We start from the raw sequence: 14250 nt of genomic DNA, 5'->3' as shown, positions 1-14250 counted from the left end.
TGTTTACTATTTTTTATCTTTTCGGTATCACAGTTCCATAAGGCAATGTACGGCTAGGTATTGCTGTCGGTCTAATCATTACTTCAGTGCCAATGCATAAATGTATATTTCCTCCTTCGCTTGTTTTTCCTACCCATGTGTTAGAACTTCTGTTTGACCTAATTTGTATCCAGTCGGCTACAGTTAAATTGTGTCTTGCATACGCTATTTCAATAAGAACCTTATCTTCATTCATCCCCATAAAAATAGTTGTTTTATTCGAATTAGATTTTTTAACCCATGTTTTTATAGGGTTTCCATTACTATCTAGATAAAGGCTTTCTATGCCATCTACTTTTTTTGTAACATAACCCCACATCCATACTTCACAGTCTTTTGCTCCTACACCCACAATTTCTGTTCCATCTTTTATGGCTGTTTGTATATTTGCATTTACAGTAGGCAAAGGATTAGGGTAGTATTTTTTACCCCCAGGTAATGTGGCTTCTATTAAAGTAATAGGATTAAGTTCTGTAACTGCGTAATCAGCATGCATACCTGTAAAACCAATAATGTAATCACTTCCGTTATGGTTAAGCATTACAGGAGATCCTTTTATATGATTTGCTATTGTTTCCTGTAAACCTGGATGATATACATGATCAAAAGGGTATTGTTTTCTTAGTGTAAAAGTATTGCGTACATCCTCAAGGAAATCTACATTCTTTATATGAGAATTTTGAACGATAGCATTTAAAGGATTATCATCAACAATTTTGAAATACTTGATTAAACCTCCATTTTTTATTTTATCAACTACTGCCTGAGTGCTATTCTCATAACTTTTTAAAAATTTAAATTTCTGTTCTGCTGATAATATTGATAAATCATTGCCTTTGCTTACAAAGGAGTATTTTTCCCATTCTTTTATCAAATTAGGATTTTCAGCATACACAGCAAAAGAACCTGCATCCCCATTATTATTGATAAAGGCCAATCTCTTTTCATAGCTAAGATTATTAATTACCGGTTTGGTAATTGGCTCGTCAACATAACGAATTAACGCATCAGTCCTTCTTTGATTACAAATATACGTAGTGATTTTAGCTTCTTCTAACCCTCTTTCACTTAAACTAATCCAATTATCTATAAAACTGCCATCACGAATGCCACTTGCATTTCTACCATTGTTTAGTAATCTCCAAAATGCAAGATCATCAATATCTTGAAAATCTTTCAAGAACTTTAACCTTTGAGCATCAGTAAAAACAGAATTGTATTTTATAAGAATGTAATTAGTAGCATCCCCAAGATCTAAAGTGTTTAATTTGTTTCCAAATAAAGATAAAGTTACGTCTTTATTACCTTTTAGTGTTGTCAATAAATTAATCATTTCTGGGGCAAGACCATGAGCAACACCCGAGGGTAAAGCTTCAATTAAATCTAAAACTTTTCCTGCCTCACTCACAGCATGGGCTTGTGCTGCTACAGATAAACCAACTCCTAAAAAAGTTAAGGATAGAAATATTTTTTGACATCCTTCTAAAATTTTTCTTTTTTGTTCATTATTTTCAGTAGTTATGAGATATTGGTTAATGTGCATTAAAGAACTAGCTGTAAGTGTGAAAATGTCGGCCGTCCCTTTGAATCCTTGCCAAATTTCAATCGCTTCAGTGGACTCAATTCCACCAGCTAATGCTCTTCCTATTTTGGTAGTATATTTTAAATATTGCAAGTCTTTAAGAATACTTGTTCCGCCAGTAAAATAAATTAATAAAGCGTCAACTGTTAAATTTGCAGCTAATGCAACTCCGGCATCAAAATCAGCCAAACGATCATATTCTTCAATAAAATGAAATAGAAAAGCAGGTAATGTAGCCGATGTTGGAATTCTTAAATCTAAATTAGATTCATATCCACAAAAGGAAATTTGCTGATATAAATGAAAAGATCCAAAATGTTCAGGACCTATTTTAGGTTGATTATAATATCCTGTATTAGTGTCTTGTTTGGATATTTTTGTTATATCAATTTTTTTATCATTAAGTGATGATTCAAAACGTTGTTGCGATGTGACTATTTGTTGGTCGGAAGAAAGTATAAATGTTAAGAAATTTTTTTCACTAAATTCTTGCGGATTGACATTAAAATAATTATCGGGATCAACTCCTTTATAATATGGCCAAGGATGAGGAATAACAATACCTGGACGTATGTAATCTAAATTATACTTAGAAATTTTCCATAATTCGTAAATAGCAAATGCAAAATACATTCTGTTGGGTTGCTCATTAACAAACCAGTTTACAAAAGGGTATCTTTCTAATCTTGCATCTGTAAGAGTGTCATAGATAACTTGAAAATTGGTCTCAGCACCATTTTCTTTTTCTAGTAAAAAATCTAAAAAGTCATTTGCATGAGATAGTTTTATAGATATAACAAGTTTTACAAGTACTCTTTGATCTTCTTGCGATAGATTGAATTTTAAATATTGTTTAATACATTTAATAATCAACTCATAAGGGATTACGTTTAAAGCAGATGGTGATAATATTTTTAATAAATATTCTACTTTTTCATCAGCAGGATAATATGCCAAATTTTTAGTTTTATTACATATTTGATAAAAATTTTGCAGACTTGAAAGATAGGATTGATAGTCTTCTAAAGTAGATGAATTAGAAAATAAAGCCTCAAAACTATCTTTGTATGGTCGCGGAAGCCCGTTTAGAGGTGTATCATAGTAATATCCCCAAGTTCTTTTAAAATTAAATAATAACTTTTCGAGATCTGTAAAATCATTATAATCAATAATTCCATTTGCAACATCTTGCTCTTTCTCGAAGAAGTGAGTATTTGAAGCAATAAGTGGAATAATATCTCGATTAATTTCTCTAATTTTAAAAATAATCAAGCCCATTGTCTTCTTAATCAGAGTTTTTTGGGTATTAGTTATTGACCATGTATTTATAAAATCTCCTAAATTTTTTTTATAGAAATAACCTCCAGGTAACGCTGATTGATTATTGAGGACAATGACAGCATTGGCTCCATCAGTATTAATTTTATAGTCAACAGTTCTAAAATCTTCGACTATTGGTTTTAAGTAGTTACGAACGCCTCTATTATCAATTGTGTTCTGTAAATTAAAAGTGTATTTTTTTTCATTATAAAAATAATCATACGGTTCTTCAAAATCAATTGAAGTAACAGTTATCTCTTCACCCTCAGTAGCTAGAACCCTTTCAAAATTATATTTAACCAATTTATCCAATGTGGGAACAGGTTCAACGTTTTGAATGTATTTTAAAAACATTGTTTTGTCATAATAGCCCGATAGATTTGGTTTTTTTCGATCCTCTCTTTTAAATTCTGATTGTTGATAATATCTATATTCTTCTGAATTTAATGAGGATAAAGTAAAACCAACTAAAAAGCCTTCGACATCAAAAGCTGGTTTTTCAAATAGATGTATCCTTACCGGAGTTCCATCTTTTAGAATTGCGGTAGTAGTCATTTATAAAACGGTATTAATATTAAAAAATGGAATGCTAATGTCTAAATCAGGCATATACTCACTATACCCCTTACTAAAATGATACTTACGATCAAGTGAGTAAACAAAAACAGGAATAACAGGTTCTTCTAACTTGTTATTACCATCAGAATCTTCAGCTACAATTGCCACTTTATATTTCTGGTACTTGATGTTTTCAGGAGAAAGTAATTCATTTCCATCCTCAAAAAGATCCATTAAAAACAAACGGGGATTTTTAGTTTCATCCGCAATCAAAGCTTTTATAGCCTCATTTTCATCTTTTGTCAATCCCAAAATAATTTTATTAGGAGTAGAGCCATCCAATGTTTTCAGTTCTAGTCCTGTAATAGTCTCAGTACTATCTGTAAACATTTTCAAATTGTAATAATAAGGATCGGGTAATTGGTACGTTTTACTATTGCCAACTGTACCGCTTGCTGAAGAAGATGTATAAGTTGTTGAGGTTGTGCTTCCAGTTGCCGAGACAGCATTATTCATAACATCTACAGCTTCTGTTATATAAGTAACACGATTAACAGTTGGTGTTTCTTCAACTCCAGTTTCAATAATATCATTTACGGTAAGAGTCTGTACAATCGAAATTCCTTGTTGTTTTTTATCATAAAACTCATTGATAAGATTCAGTTTTTCAGAAGTCATTCTGGAGTAAATTTTATCACTGCTTAAATTCAATAAAGGGCTGGTGTTTATTAAATTAAAAACGTTGTCAAAAAAGTTTGCCTGTTTATATAGAATAACCAGATCTCCGTTTTCATCTTGAGTAGTTCCCGCAGTATACAAATTCACTTTTCCTTGATAAAGTAAAATACTTAGCGAAGCAATATTTTCTCCTGCTACAGCGGGAGTTGTTAGTTGAATCGTTGAGGTAAAATCAGTGTAATTGCCTTCTTCATCTGGAGGCAATCTTAGTCCATCAGCATTTATGAAAGTGTCTTTTTGAGCATTGGCTACATTCGCAATCTGCCCGTAAAAAGCAGTGTTGTTATTGTTGTCTGTTGGAAACTGCAGATACAAATTGTTTGTAGTAATCGTATTTGCCTGTTGCTGTGTGTTAACCAAAACCGGCCAACCAGAAGTGCCATATATGACATTGGTCATAGGAACTTCTTTAGAAACGGGATTTTCTAGCAATCCTGTTTTTAAGTTCTCTGGGCCTTCACCAATTTTATAATTTTCGTAAAAATCATAACTACGCGTGCGGTCACTTTGAATGTAAACGTACCATTTGTTTTTAGTATAGAAGTTAGCAATAGCGTTGCTGAAAATTTCAGTTCCTTTTTTAGTAGTTTTAGTACCACCAGAAACGACATCAACAGAATATTCGGGAACAAATAAACCATAAAAGGCAGCAATATCAATAAATTGGGTGCTTTGCTCACGTTGTAATTTTTGTTTGAAAGGAGTATCTCCAGTAACAGCAATAGTAGCAAATGTTTTACGGGCATAATTTAAATCAAAAACAAACTCGCTGTTGTCGAAATTATGCTGGTAATCTCCGTAATTCAGAACCACATCAATACCACAATCGTTTCCTGAAAAATAGCCTAACGTTTTACCACTATCAATTAGCGGAAGTTCAAACCGATCTTTTTCTGTTAAGGTGTTTTCTGTGGTTTCAAATTTAGATTCCTTAAAAAAGAAACTAGACAAAAGTCTGTTGCCAGCATTCTCTTCATCGTATCCGATATATGCAGCCTTAAAATCAGGTTGGGTTAAAGCTGTACTTCCTTGATAAAAAGCCTCAAAATTGCTATTGATTGTTTTGATAAAGTCTGAAGTTTGAGTAGTTTGGGCAATTACTTTGTATTCGCCGTCTTTTGTAAAAAAGTCACTCTTTCGTAATCCTCTATAAACAAAATATTTGATGTTTAAGCCAGGAAATGGCTGTTTGTATGGGCGTAAAATTAGATTTACTTTGCCGTTCTCCAAATCTTCCTGTGGTTGTATTAAAACAACACCTTTGCAGATGGAATAGGCCTTTTGGGGAGAATTTACAGAGAATCTGGAAGTGAGGTTAAACTCCGTGTTCGAAACAGGGCCAAAGGCTTGTTGTTCACTTTGTGTAAATCCTCCCGATTCTATAAAAAAATGAGATTGTGCGGACATATTTTAAGTATTATTTTAAAAGTTTTTATTTCAACCATAAAGGCTTGTAGAGTTTGTAGGCAAATCTTCCGATTAAGAAAAGCAATAAAAGAAGCAACAATCTGCCCAGCCAAATCTGTACTTTTTGCCAGAAAGTCAAATAGTTGACAAACTTGGTAATGGTGATGGTTTTTTCTTGAACCTCTTTTACCTGTTTCGATTTCCAGGCGGCGTAGAGTTCCTGTTCTTTTAAGTTGCAGTCCACCTGAATAGTATTGTTATCCAGTCGAACCCTTGGGCTTTTTAATGTACGCCCTGGTTCGGCTTGGATAACATTTTTAAGTACTACTCTTCCGTTAAGGCATTCTAGTAATGCGTTGTAAGAACTGCTGTCTTTTGCAATTTTAAAAACAGTATCGTGTAATGTTTCAGTAATCGTTATGGTTTGGATTTTATTTTCGTTTTGCACGGGTTTCGGACTTCGACAAGAAATCACAAGTAGAAAAGTGACAAATAGAAAAAACAGGAATTTTAGTTTTTTGATCATAATAAGTATTCGTTTTAAAGGTTTGTTTTTAAAGGCGTAAGAAGCCTTTAATGCTTTTGATGTCACGTTTTCTTCGAGCCACTTTATAACCTTCTCGACCACCAGAATCGTTGGTGTTTCCTTCGATGGTATAAATGGTGTTTCCAGCAACTTTTTCTACAAATCCGGCGTGTCCGGTTCCGTTTTTAAAATCGATGATAAACAGATCTCCTGGTTGCGGTATTTTCTTGACCAAAAGCGGTCTCGAATTGTATTGGTCTAGAACTCCTCCGGTTTTTTTCAGCGGATTTTTAGCATTAATCTGAAGTGCGGCTTTCTGGGTACACCAATAAATAAAAGCCATGCACCAAGCGTATCCTTTTCCGAGTCCAACGCTTCTTAAATAAATTTCGACTTCTGGACCAGAGTTGCTGTTTCTGGGAATTTCCTCGACACCAATTTGAGCGGTGGCGATTTCTAAGGTTTTTTGAGCAAGTGTCATGATGTTTTTCCGTTTAGCTGTTTGAATTTTTGCAATTCGTCTACCAATTGCTGATTAATAAACATTAGTTCTTTGTGTTGTATTTCCATTTTTTTGATGGTTTCTGTAGCGGCTGTAAGTCGTGCCGTAATATCGTCAAGAAGATCTCGGTAATATTTTACAGCGCTTACGGCATTGTCGAGTTCGGCTGCGCGATCTTCTGCCAGTGATTTTCGCATTGAGAAAAGCCAGGTGATAAAAGCGGCAAAAAATGCGGTTAGAGTGGGGTATAAAAACTGCTCCATTTAATGTTTTTTTGAATGTTAGATTTTTAAAATGTTTTTGAAAAACAACAACTTTTGGTTGTCTTTTGATGGAATGGAAATCCGATTTTTTTTTCGGGTTTTGGGGTGCGGTTGTCTCCTTTTGAGATTGCAAATATTGGGTGAAAAAAGCCCTAAAAAAAATGAATGCAAGGTCTGCGAACATTTGTATTCTAGGGCTTTACAAGGTTGTAAGGAAAGCGAACAGAAGTCGTTTTAGATGAAGTAAATGACTCATCTTTGCATCACAAAAAGGATGTTTTTGAAGATTAAGAAAAGAATAATTTTTCTTTTATGTTGATTAAGAAGACCTTTCCTGATTGCTCATAAGTTCTTCGATTTTTTTTAATTCTGAAGTGATCGGTGTACAAAGAATTTCATACAAAGTAGTTCTCGAAATGGGATAAACTGGATAGACATATTTGCGCCACACCACAGTAGTTGGAATATCTTCTGTTTTGTGTTTTTGATACAGTTCTTTAATGAGTTTGTAACGCATTAATTTATTTTTTTGAATTCCGAGGCTTCTGTTTGAAGATATAGGCATGAGAGATAATATTTTGAATGATAGAAAAAGAAAAGTTTTTAAGAAGAACGAAGTTTGAAAAAAGTGAATTGCTTGAATAATAAAGCGATGACATCATATTTAAGACAGCCAAAACCATTTGATCATTTTTTATGAATGGTTTTACTCCTCAAATGCCATTTTATATTGAACCTCGTTCTGAGGTAGTATTTGTTAAAGATTTTTATTTAACAATCTAGGTCAGCAAACCCCGCATGACAATCCTGTTTCCAAACCAATTTAAGTTTGGATTCCAATAGAAAGAATGAGTTTTTGGCTGTTTGTTTTAAGGGCAGAAATCGCCCGTTTTCCGGTTCCTGGTTCTCTTCACTAAAGAAGAAGAAGCAGGAACCATTTTTTTACTTGCAATTTTAGGCTGCAAGGAGAAGGTCATTTTTAGCCTTTAAAAGTGGCTGTAGTGTGTTTTTTAAATCTCGGATTTCTAATCACAATACTTTCGTAATGATAAAAAGCCCGACGCTCTTTGCTGGATAAATCATTATTGCAGTTCCAGTTTCCGAGCGCATCTTTAAAGATCGTATGTTCATTTACTTTGTAGCTTTCATGATCTGTAATTGGCTTTATTTTTACGCTCATTTAAGTATTGTTTAAAAGTTGTTTTTAATTTGAAATAGAACCATTCTCTAAATAAAAGTATGGGTTTTAAATTGGTTAGAATTAATAAGATCGTAAGCAACAATGATAAATAAATGTCGTGATTAAGCTGCATGGTTTTGTTCGTTTTGGTTAAAGAAATTGAAGGCATATCCTTGTAAAAAATCAACAGAAGACATCGATAACGGAATATTGGTTCTTACGCCATTTTCATCAATTCTGCTTGCTTCAATAAACCAGCTTGAGCGAACAGGTTTAAAAGAAGAAGCGATAATTTCTACACCATCTGTAAATTCTTCATTATTGAATTCTTTGGTTAGTTTTTGAAGCTCTAAAACTCTCGAACCTTTTAAATTGCCTTTAGCATCTTTTTTTAAAAGATTGAAAACAATTTTAACCAATGAAGCTGTTTCTTTGCTGGTAGAAAGAGACGAAATGTAATTTTGTACTTTCTCAATTCCGATAGTTACAGTATCGTCCCAGCCTTCGTTAATGCGATAGCCAATCGTAATTTCTTCTTTATCATTAGAAAAAGTATGAGACATTTGTTTCTCTTTAAAACCATAAACTTGATTTTTTAAATCCAGAATAGTTTCAAACAATTGGAAAGTTTCGGTTTTGGCATTTCGCATCATTTCAGAGGTTTCGTGCAATCTTGAAAGTGCTTTCGGAATTGTTTCTGCAACTAATTTTTTGTAAGCATCTCTCTCTTCCAACTTTTTGCTTTCAATTTGATTTAAAGCGTCTTTTAATTGTTGAGCAGAAAACTGAGATAAGTCCATAGTTTTGAAATTGTTTGCTGTTGAAGTGTTCATAATAGTTGTTTTTTAGGCGTTTAATAAAATTTCGTCTTTAAAAGGATCTCCGTAATAGGGTTTAAAATTATGCTGAAATGCAAGTTTTGAAACTTCTTTCAGTTTGTTTTCAATAGTGGAAGAAACAGGACGAGGAGCAGCAGCTTCGTTATCCAGAATATGCATCCACTGAAAACGTTCTTGATTAATACAGATTCTTTCTCCGGCAGTAAAAGTTTTCTTTTTTTCAGAACAATATTGAAGTGCCAGATATAATGTTGCAATACGTTCTTCGATTTGTAGTTTGTTCATGATTTTTTCTCTAATTGATTTTTTAATTTTTTGATATCAGATTCGATTAAGCTTCTTTCGGGGCTATTTGGATTTTCAATAAGCCAGTTTTCTAGTTCCCGAATTTTTTCTTTGATTTGATTTGTTCCCATTCAATTTGATTTAAAGTTTTTAATACAGTTTTTTGGTTCCTAGTATGGATTGTTTTTGTGTGCGTAGTATTTTACATTCTTTTTGAGTTTTGATGTAATATTTTTTCTTTTCATGTTTTTGTTATTTTGTTTGTTGAAAATCAATTGTTTATTTTTTATTTTGTTTTTATTGAATTTATATATCTAATATAATTTCTGGGTTAACCCCTTGTTTTTCAATTTTATTTTTCTTTACTTTGCAAATATAATGTAAAATAATACATTAAAACAAATTTTTAACGTAAAATAATACACCTTTTTATGGGATCAACGGAAAGAGTGCGGGAATATCTTGATTATAAAGGGATTACTAAGTATAAGTTTTGTAATGATTTAGGTTTTTCTAATAAATTTTTAGACAATAGTAGTAATATGGGAACAGATAAGGCGTGTAAAATATTACACTACTATCCAGACCTAAATTCGGAGTGGCTATTAACGGGAAATGGATCAATGATTAAGGAAGAAAATACTAGTGTTGTGATTATGAATAATGATAGAAAAACGGTTGATTCGCTGCATGTTAATCAGGAAATACCGCTATATGATTTAGAGGCAGTTGCAGGATTGCGAGAATTGTTTAGTAGTGGAGAGCCGCAAAGAATTCTGGATACGATAAAGATTCCAAATCTTCCAAAATGTGACGGAGCGATTTCTGTAACAGGAGATAGTATGTATCCGTTGTTGAAATCTGGAGATATTATTTTGTACAAGGAAACGGAATTTGAAAATATCTTTTTTGGAGAAATGTATCTTTTAAGTGTAAAACTTAATGATTGGGAAGAGTACATTACAGTAAAATATGTCCAGAAATCTGATCAGGGACAGGAGTATGTAAAATTGGTAAGTCAGAATTCGCATCATCAGCCAAAAGATATTCATGTTTCAAAAATATCTGCATTGGCACTTATAAAAGCGAGTATTCGTATTAATACAATGATGTAAATTTTATTTACGATCAATTAAAAAGAAAGGTCTTTAAATTATTTAAAGACTTTTTTTAATTTGAAGTCCTCAATTTTGAAAGGTGTTTGTTAAAGCGATGTTCTTTGAATATAATTAAAAGGATTTTTGAAGATTTCTCTTTTTCTGTCCAAAATCAAATCTCCTGCTTTTTTTCCCATTGCTTTAAAATCAGTACTAAGAACTGTGATGTCAAGTAGTGCTTTTAACGGAGTTTCGTTGTATGAAATGACTCCAACATGATTTCCGATTTTGAGTTTTTTTCCTTTTATCTGTTGTATTAGGCTTACCAGATCTTCATCTTCAATGGTGATATAAACTTCTTTGTTTTTAAATTCTAACCCATCGTAAATTTTATCTACAATTTCAAATGAGAATTGATGCGCTTTGCAGAATTCTAAAAAACCGTCAACAAGTCCGCCTGGTGCTGGAAATAATGCTTTTCTGGCGTAAACAAGTATTAGTTTTTCATATTTTTTTATTCTGTTAATTCCTTGCTGAAGCGCATTAAAAATATCCAACTTAAAATCTTGATAAACGGCAGTAAAATCTCCTGATATTTCTTCGCATGAATTGTCAAGAATTACCAGTTTGTCTTTCGGTATATTTTCGATAGCCTCCAGAACTGCTGGAGTATAATTGGTATGATTTTCCTTATTGTTTTTAAAGTGTGGCATGATTACGAAAAAGCTGTAGCTATGCATGTTTTTTTTGATTGCTTCAATAAAAAGTTGTTCATCATTGTAATACATAAACATGTCTACATGACTGCTACTGCCCAATGTTGTTACGAAAGAATCGTAAACTTCCATTTTATAGGAACATGGTTTATTGATGAAAAACAAAACATAGATTTTGGAATTTAGATCTCTCGTCGCTGCAAAATTACCCACACCCATAACAGAAAAAGCAAGGTTGCGGTCTCTCAGATCTTTATAAGCTTTTTCGGCAGTATCTCTCGAAATTGAATGCTTTTTACTCAGATCATTTATAGAAGGAAGTTTGTGTCCTGGTTCCAATTCACCAGATAAAATTTCATCTGCCAGAATATTGGCAACCTGAATGTATTTTGGAATACTGGAATTGGACTCTATTTTTATTTCTGAATGATCTTTATCTGATGACATGATTTTTTTGTATTTATAAATTAAAAAATAGTGAAGTAAAAACTGCCATCAAGACAATGAAAAACCTGTTTGGAAATGTTGAAACTTTACCGATTTAATGCTTTTTTAAAATTGTGCTTTTCAAATCTAACTTTTCTTGTTTTTTAAACTATCCTGTACTATGATGTTAAAATATAATGAAAAGAAAATAAAATTAACGTTGTTTTTTTTGATTTGTCAGGTGTGTGCAGGATGGGGTATCAAAAAATAAAAAATAAATTGCATTTTAATAGGTTGTAATATGGTTTGAATAAAAGAGAATTGCTGTTTTTTTTGTTTAACCTGAGAAAGTTTATTTTTTACTATTAATAAAGACTTTTAAAAGCGTTGGTTTAGTTTTTTAGGTACCAAATATTTATTGCTTTTAACAGTTAAGACCGATTCGCTAAAAAGAAACTAACTACTAACTTTTGAATAATGATAAAGAAAAAAGGAATACTGCAAATTGCTCTAAATGTCATTTTAATTTTAACGGTTTTTAACGGAACTTCACAATATTTAAATATAAAAAATGATGTGTTTTGGGAAACAACAGATCAAAAGCCTATTTATAGTCAAGGTGGAGGAATCTTTAAATTTACAGATCCTTCCAGTGGTGTAAAAAAATATTTCTGGTATGGTGTTAAATATAAAGAAGCCGATGTATATCGCCATAATCCAGCAGTTACGCTTGCAACTTCAACTTTTGAATCGGTTACTTGTTATAGTTCTTCAGATTTGGTTAATTGGAAATTTGAAGGTGATGTTTTAGGTAAAGAGACAACAAATCCAAATGGGAAAACCTGGGCAGGCCGATTAGGTGTAGCATATGTACAAGAATTGAAAAAGTATGCCATGTTTATACAGCATGATAAGGAAGTCTTGATTTGTCTTTCAGATTCTCCGGTAGGGGAGTTTCAATGGCATCAGAAAATAAATATGCAAAAAATGATTGGTACGAGTAATACTGGAGATCAAACTGTTTTTACAGATGAAGATAGTGGAAAATCGTATCTAATTTATTCATACGGAAATGGACGAAATAAAATATATGTTTCAGAAATCGGAATCAAAGATGGTAAAGTCGGATTGTTAGATTGTACTGAAGTTTTTAAAGGAGAAAGTAGAGAAGGGAACTGTATGTTTAAATACAATAATAAGTATTATATGGTTGCGTCCAATATTTATGGCTGGGATGCTTCATTTGCCTATTATTTAGTTGCGGATGATATAAGAGGTCCATATCTTCCAGTGAATGATATGCAGGTGATGAAAGGTGCTGATCAGGATTTTGCTCACGTTTCGCAAACAGGTTTTTTTGTGTCAGTTAAAGGAGCAAAGCAGGAAACGATTGTGTTTTGTGGCGATCGTTGGTCAGATTTTGCAGGTAATGGATTAGGTTATAATCAATGGTGTCCTCTTTCGTTTAATGGTGATGTCCCTTATTTTAATTCGCTTAGTTCTTGGGATCTTGAAGAAAAAACAGGTAACTGGCGTGCGGGCAAAGATAATAATTACGCGCTGAACGGTAGTTTTGAAGCAGATCGCAGACATATTCCGAGTCCAGTAAAGCCAGTACAGATTCAGTTAACGGGCTGGTTTTCTGAAGTGATGTATGGGAATAAACTTTCATTAGATTCTATTTCGCCAGTTTTAAATCATTTTAATACCGAGGAAGAAAGAAAAATAGTAATTGGTGAAAAAAGCCTTCAGATTAGTGATAATGTAGATTATAAAAGAAAGACATTTCAAGTCTTGTCCTCGACACCATTTGTCAAGCTGGCGGATGGGAATTATAAGCTTTCTGCCAAAGTAAAAAATACAAATAATTTTACCAATCTAGAAATGTACGGACTGAGCGGCAATAAAAAATACTCATTTAAGATTGACAAGGAAAATTCTTCATGGAAGGTAATTACCATCGAAAATATAGTTGTAAAAGGAGGAAAGGTTGAAATTGGTTTTATGGCAGAAGGAAAAGCAGGATCAAGCTGTTATGTAGATGATGTCGTTTTTACTAAAAAAAGCTGAAATGAAAAGATTGGTTTAAAATTGGAAAGCTAATAGAAAATAAAAAAGCCTTTAAACATCAAGTTTAAAGGCTTTTGATTTTTAAAGTTTCTTTTGAAACTTCTACTGGCGGAGAAAGAGGTACCGCAAACCATATATAGATCTCAGCAATTGCTGGCGTTTTCAGCATTTTTTAAAACTTGGTACACCCATAGGTACAGTACAAATTTAACTCTCATAGAGAATTCCAAAAGTACAAAAAACTATTAAAAGTATATCAGATAATTATGTTGTTTCAATAAATCACTTGAGAAATTAGAAACTTTACTTGGTCTTGCTTAACTGAAATAGTCTCAATGATTGAGCTTTTGGTTTTAAAAGATGATGATAATAAGCACACTACGAGAAATGCGATCATACCAATTAACGAATTGGCAGTAAAGTTTTTACCACGCTGATCACCACAGCAATAACGGGTTTAAATGCGCCAAGGATTCGAACTATATAGCTAAAGTCCTGTCTATATTTGGTCTTATAAATTGTCCTTACCAATGTGCACCGATTCTGCAGTAAATTCATTTTTTTGCTTTTTCACTATTAAATCGAACCTAAAATTTTAAATGCGGACGAACTAATATGCAATAATATTATTCTTTTTGTTGTACAAAAAAAAACATTGTAAATATTTGATAATCAAATATAAATTTGTTCGCTCACTTCCAT

The 14250-nt window shown here is 32.5% G+C and carries 13 protein-coding genes; 2 read left to right on the top strand and 11 right to left on the bottom strand.

Features of this window, described 5'->3' with window-relative positions; genetic code table 11:
* Positions 1-13: 13 nt before the first annotated feature.
* The 10 genes from NQQ59_RS07650 to NQQ59_RS07605 form a co-directional block, all read right to left on the bottom strand.
* Complete coding sequence (locus tag NQQ59_RS07650) at positions 14-3496, bottom strand: hypothetical protein (RefSeq protein WP_144215058.1); 3483 nt, start codon at positions 3494-3496, stop codon at positions 14-16.
* Positions 3497-5644 (bottom strand): hypothetical protein, encoded by a 2148-nt coding sequence (locus NQQ59_RS07645; protein ID WP_144215057.1) that lies wholly within the window; start codon positions 5642-5644, stop codon positions 3497-3499.
* 25 nt (positions 5645-5669) lie between these two features.
* Positions 5670-6170, bottom strand: coding sequence for a hypothetical protein (locus tag NQQ59_RS07640; RefSeq protein ID WP_144215056.1), 501 nt, complete (start codon positions 6168-6170; stop codon positions 5670-5672).
* Positions 6171-6198: 28 nt separating this feature from the next.
* Positions 6199-6651 carry a CHAP domain-containing protein gene (locus NQQ59_RS07635; RefSeq protein ID WP_144215055.1) on the bottom strand — a complete coding sequence of 151 codons (453 nt, stop codon included), beginning with the start codon at positions 6649-6651 and terminating at the stop codon, positions 6199-6201.
* The gene (locus tag NQQ59_RS07630) at positions 6648-6935 is read right to left on the bottom strand and encodes a methyl-accepting chemotaxis protein (protein ID WP_144215054.1); all 288 of its coding nucleotides are present in this window, start codon (positions 6933-6935) and stop codon (positions 6648-6650) included. Before NQQ59_RS07630 ends, NQQ59_RS07635 begins: the two co-directional genes overlap by 4 nt.
* A 319-nt stretch (positions 6936-7254) precedes the next feature.
* Positions 7255-7500, bottom strand: a complete 246-nt coding sequence (locus NQQ59_RS07625) for a hypothetical protein (RefSeq protein ID WP_057119678.1) — start codon at positions 7498-7500, stop codon at positions 7255-7257.
* A gap of 414 nt (positions 7501-7914) precedes the next feature.
* A complete protein-coding gene (locus tag NQQ59_RS07620; protein WP_144215053.1) occupies positions 7915-8115 on the bottom strand; it encodes a hypothetical protein in 201 nt (66 codons plus the stop codon).
* 122 nt (positions 8116-8237) lie between these two features.
* Positions 8238-8948, bottom strand: coding sequence for a DUF3164 family protein (locus tag NQQ59_RS07615; RefSeq protein WP_144215052.1), 711 nt, complete (start codon positions 8946-8948; stop codon positions 8238-8240).
* Between the two features lie 12 nt (positions 8949-8960).
* Positions 8961-9239, bottom strand: coding sequence for a hypothetical protein (locus NQQ59_RS07610; protein WP_144215051.1), 279 nt, complete (start codon positions 9237-9239; stop codon positions 8961-8963).
* A complete protein-coding gene (locus NQQ59_RS07605; RefSeq protein ID WP_257698164.1) occupies positions 9236-9370 on the bottom strand; it encodes a hypothetical protein in 135 nt (44 codons plus the stop codon). Before NQQ59_RS07605 ends, NQQ59_RS07610 begins: the two co-directional genes overlap by 4 nt.
* Positions 9371-9670: 300 nt before the next feature.
* On the opposite strand from NQQ59_RS07605, the gene NQQ59_RS07600 reads away from it, so the two are divergent.
* Positions 9671-10354, top strand: a complete 684-nt coding sequence (locus tag NQQ59_RS07600) for a S24 family peptidase (protein ID WP_257698163.1) — start codon at positions 9671-9673, stop codon at positions 10352-10354.
* 89 nt (positions 10355-10443) lie between these two features.
* On the opposite strand, the gene NQQ59_RS07595 is transcribed toward NQQ59_RS07600, so the two are convergent.
* Complete coding sequence (locus NQQ59_RS07595) at positions 10444-11499, bottom strand: GntR family transcriptional regulator (protein ID WP_144215050.1); 1056 nt, start codon at positions 11497-11499, stop codon at positions 10444-10446.
* A gap of 456 nt (positions 11500-11955) precedes the next feature.
* Here NQQ59_RS07595 and NQQ59_RS07590 point away from each other — a divergent pair, with 456 nt between their 5' ends.
* Entirely contained in the window at positions 11956-13548 is a 1593-nt protein-coding gene (locus NQQ59_RS07590) for a family 43 glycosylhydrolase (RefSeq protein ID WP_144215049.1), read from the top strand.
* Positions 13549-14250: the final 702 nt, after the last annotated feature.

Source organism: Flavobacterium panacis, from assembly GCF_024649945.1.
GTDB lineage: Bacteria > Bacteroidota > Bacteroidia > Flavobacteriales > Flavobacteriaceae > Flavobacterium > Flavobacterium panacis.
The sequence above is the reverse complement of the archived record's forward strand: the minus strand, read 5'-3'. Positions and strand labels throughout refer to the sequence as shown.

Bases quoted from the DNA above. Each gene is read 5' to 3' on its own strand.
- NQQ59_RS07640 (WP_144215056.1), bottom strand. From the start codon at position 6,170: ATGATCAAAAAACTAAAATTCCTGTTTTTTCTATTTGTCACTTTTCTA.
- NQQ59_RS07605 (WP_257698164.1), bottom strand. From the start codon at position 9,370: ATGGGAACAAATCAAATCAAAGAAAAAATTCGGGAACTAGAAAACTGG.
- NQQ59_RS07590 (WP_144215049.1), top strand. From the start codon at position 11,956: ATGATAAAGAAAAAAGGAATACTGCAAATTGCTCTAAATGTCATTTTA.
- NQQ59_RS07600 (WP_257698163.1), top strand. From the start codon at position 9,671: ATGGGATCAACGGAAAGAGTGCGGGAATATCTTGATTATAAAGGGATT.
- NQQ59_RS07635 (WP_144215055.1), bottom strand. From the start codon at position 6,651: ATGACACTTGCTCAAAAAACCTTAGAAATCGCCACCGCTCAAATTGGT.
- NQQ59_RS07630 (WP_144215054.1), bottom strand. From the start codon at position 6,935: ATGGAGCAGTTTTTATACCCCACTCTAACCGCATTTTTTGCCGCTTTT.
- NQQ59_RS07620 (WP_144215053.1), bottom strand. From the start codon at position 8,115: ATGAGCGTAAAAATAAAGCCAATTACAGATCATGAAAGCTACAAAGTA.
- NQQ59_RS07650 (WP_144215058.1), bottom strand. From the start codon at position 3,496: ATGACTACTACCGCAATTCTAAAAGATGGAACTCCGGTAAGGATACAT.
- NQQ59_RS07625 (WP_057119678.1), bottom strand. From the start codon at position 7,500: ATGCCTATATCTTCAAACAGAAGCCTCGGAATTCAAAAAAATAAATTA.
- NQQ59_RS07645 (WP_144215057.1), bottom strand. From the start codon at position 5,644: ATGTCCGCACAATCTCATTTTTTTATAGAATCGGGAGGATTTACACAA.
- NQQ59_RS07615 (WP_144215052.1), bottom strand. From the start codon at position 8,948: ATGAACACTTCAACAGCAAACAATTTCAAAACTATGGACTTATCTCAG.
- NQQ59_RS07595 (WP_144215050.1), bottom strand. From the start codon at position 11,499: ATGTCATCAGATAAAGATCATTCAGAAATAAAAATAGAGTCCAATTCC.
- NQQ59_RS07610 (WP_144215051.1), bottom strand. From the start codon at position 9,239: ATGAACAAACTACAAATCGAAGAACGTATTGCAACATTATATCTGGCA.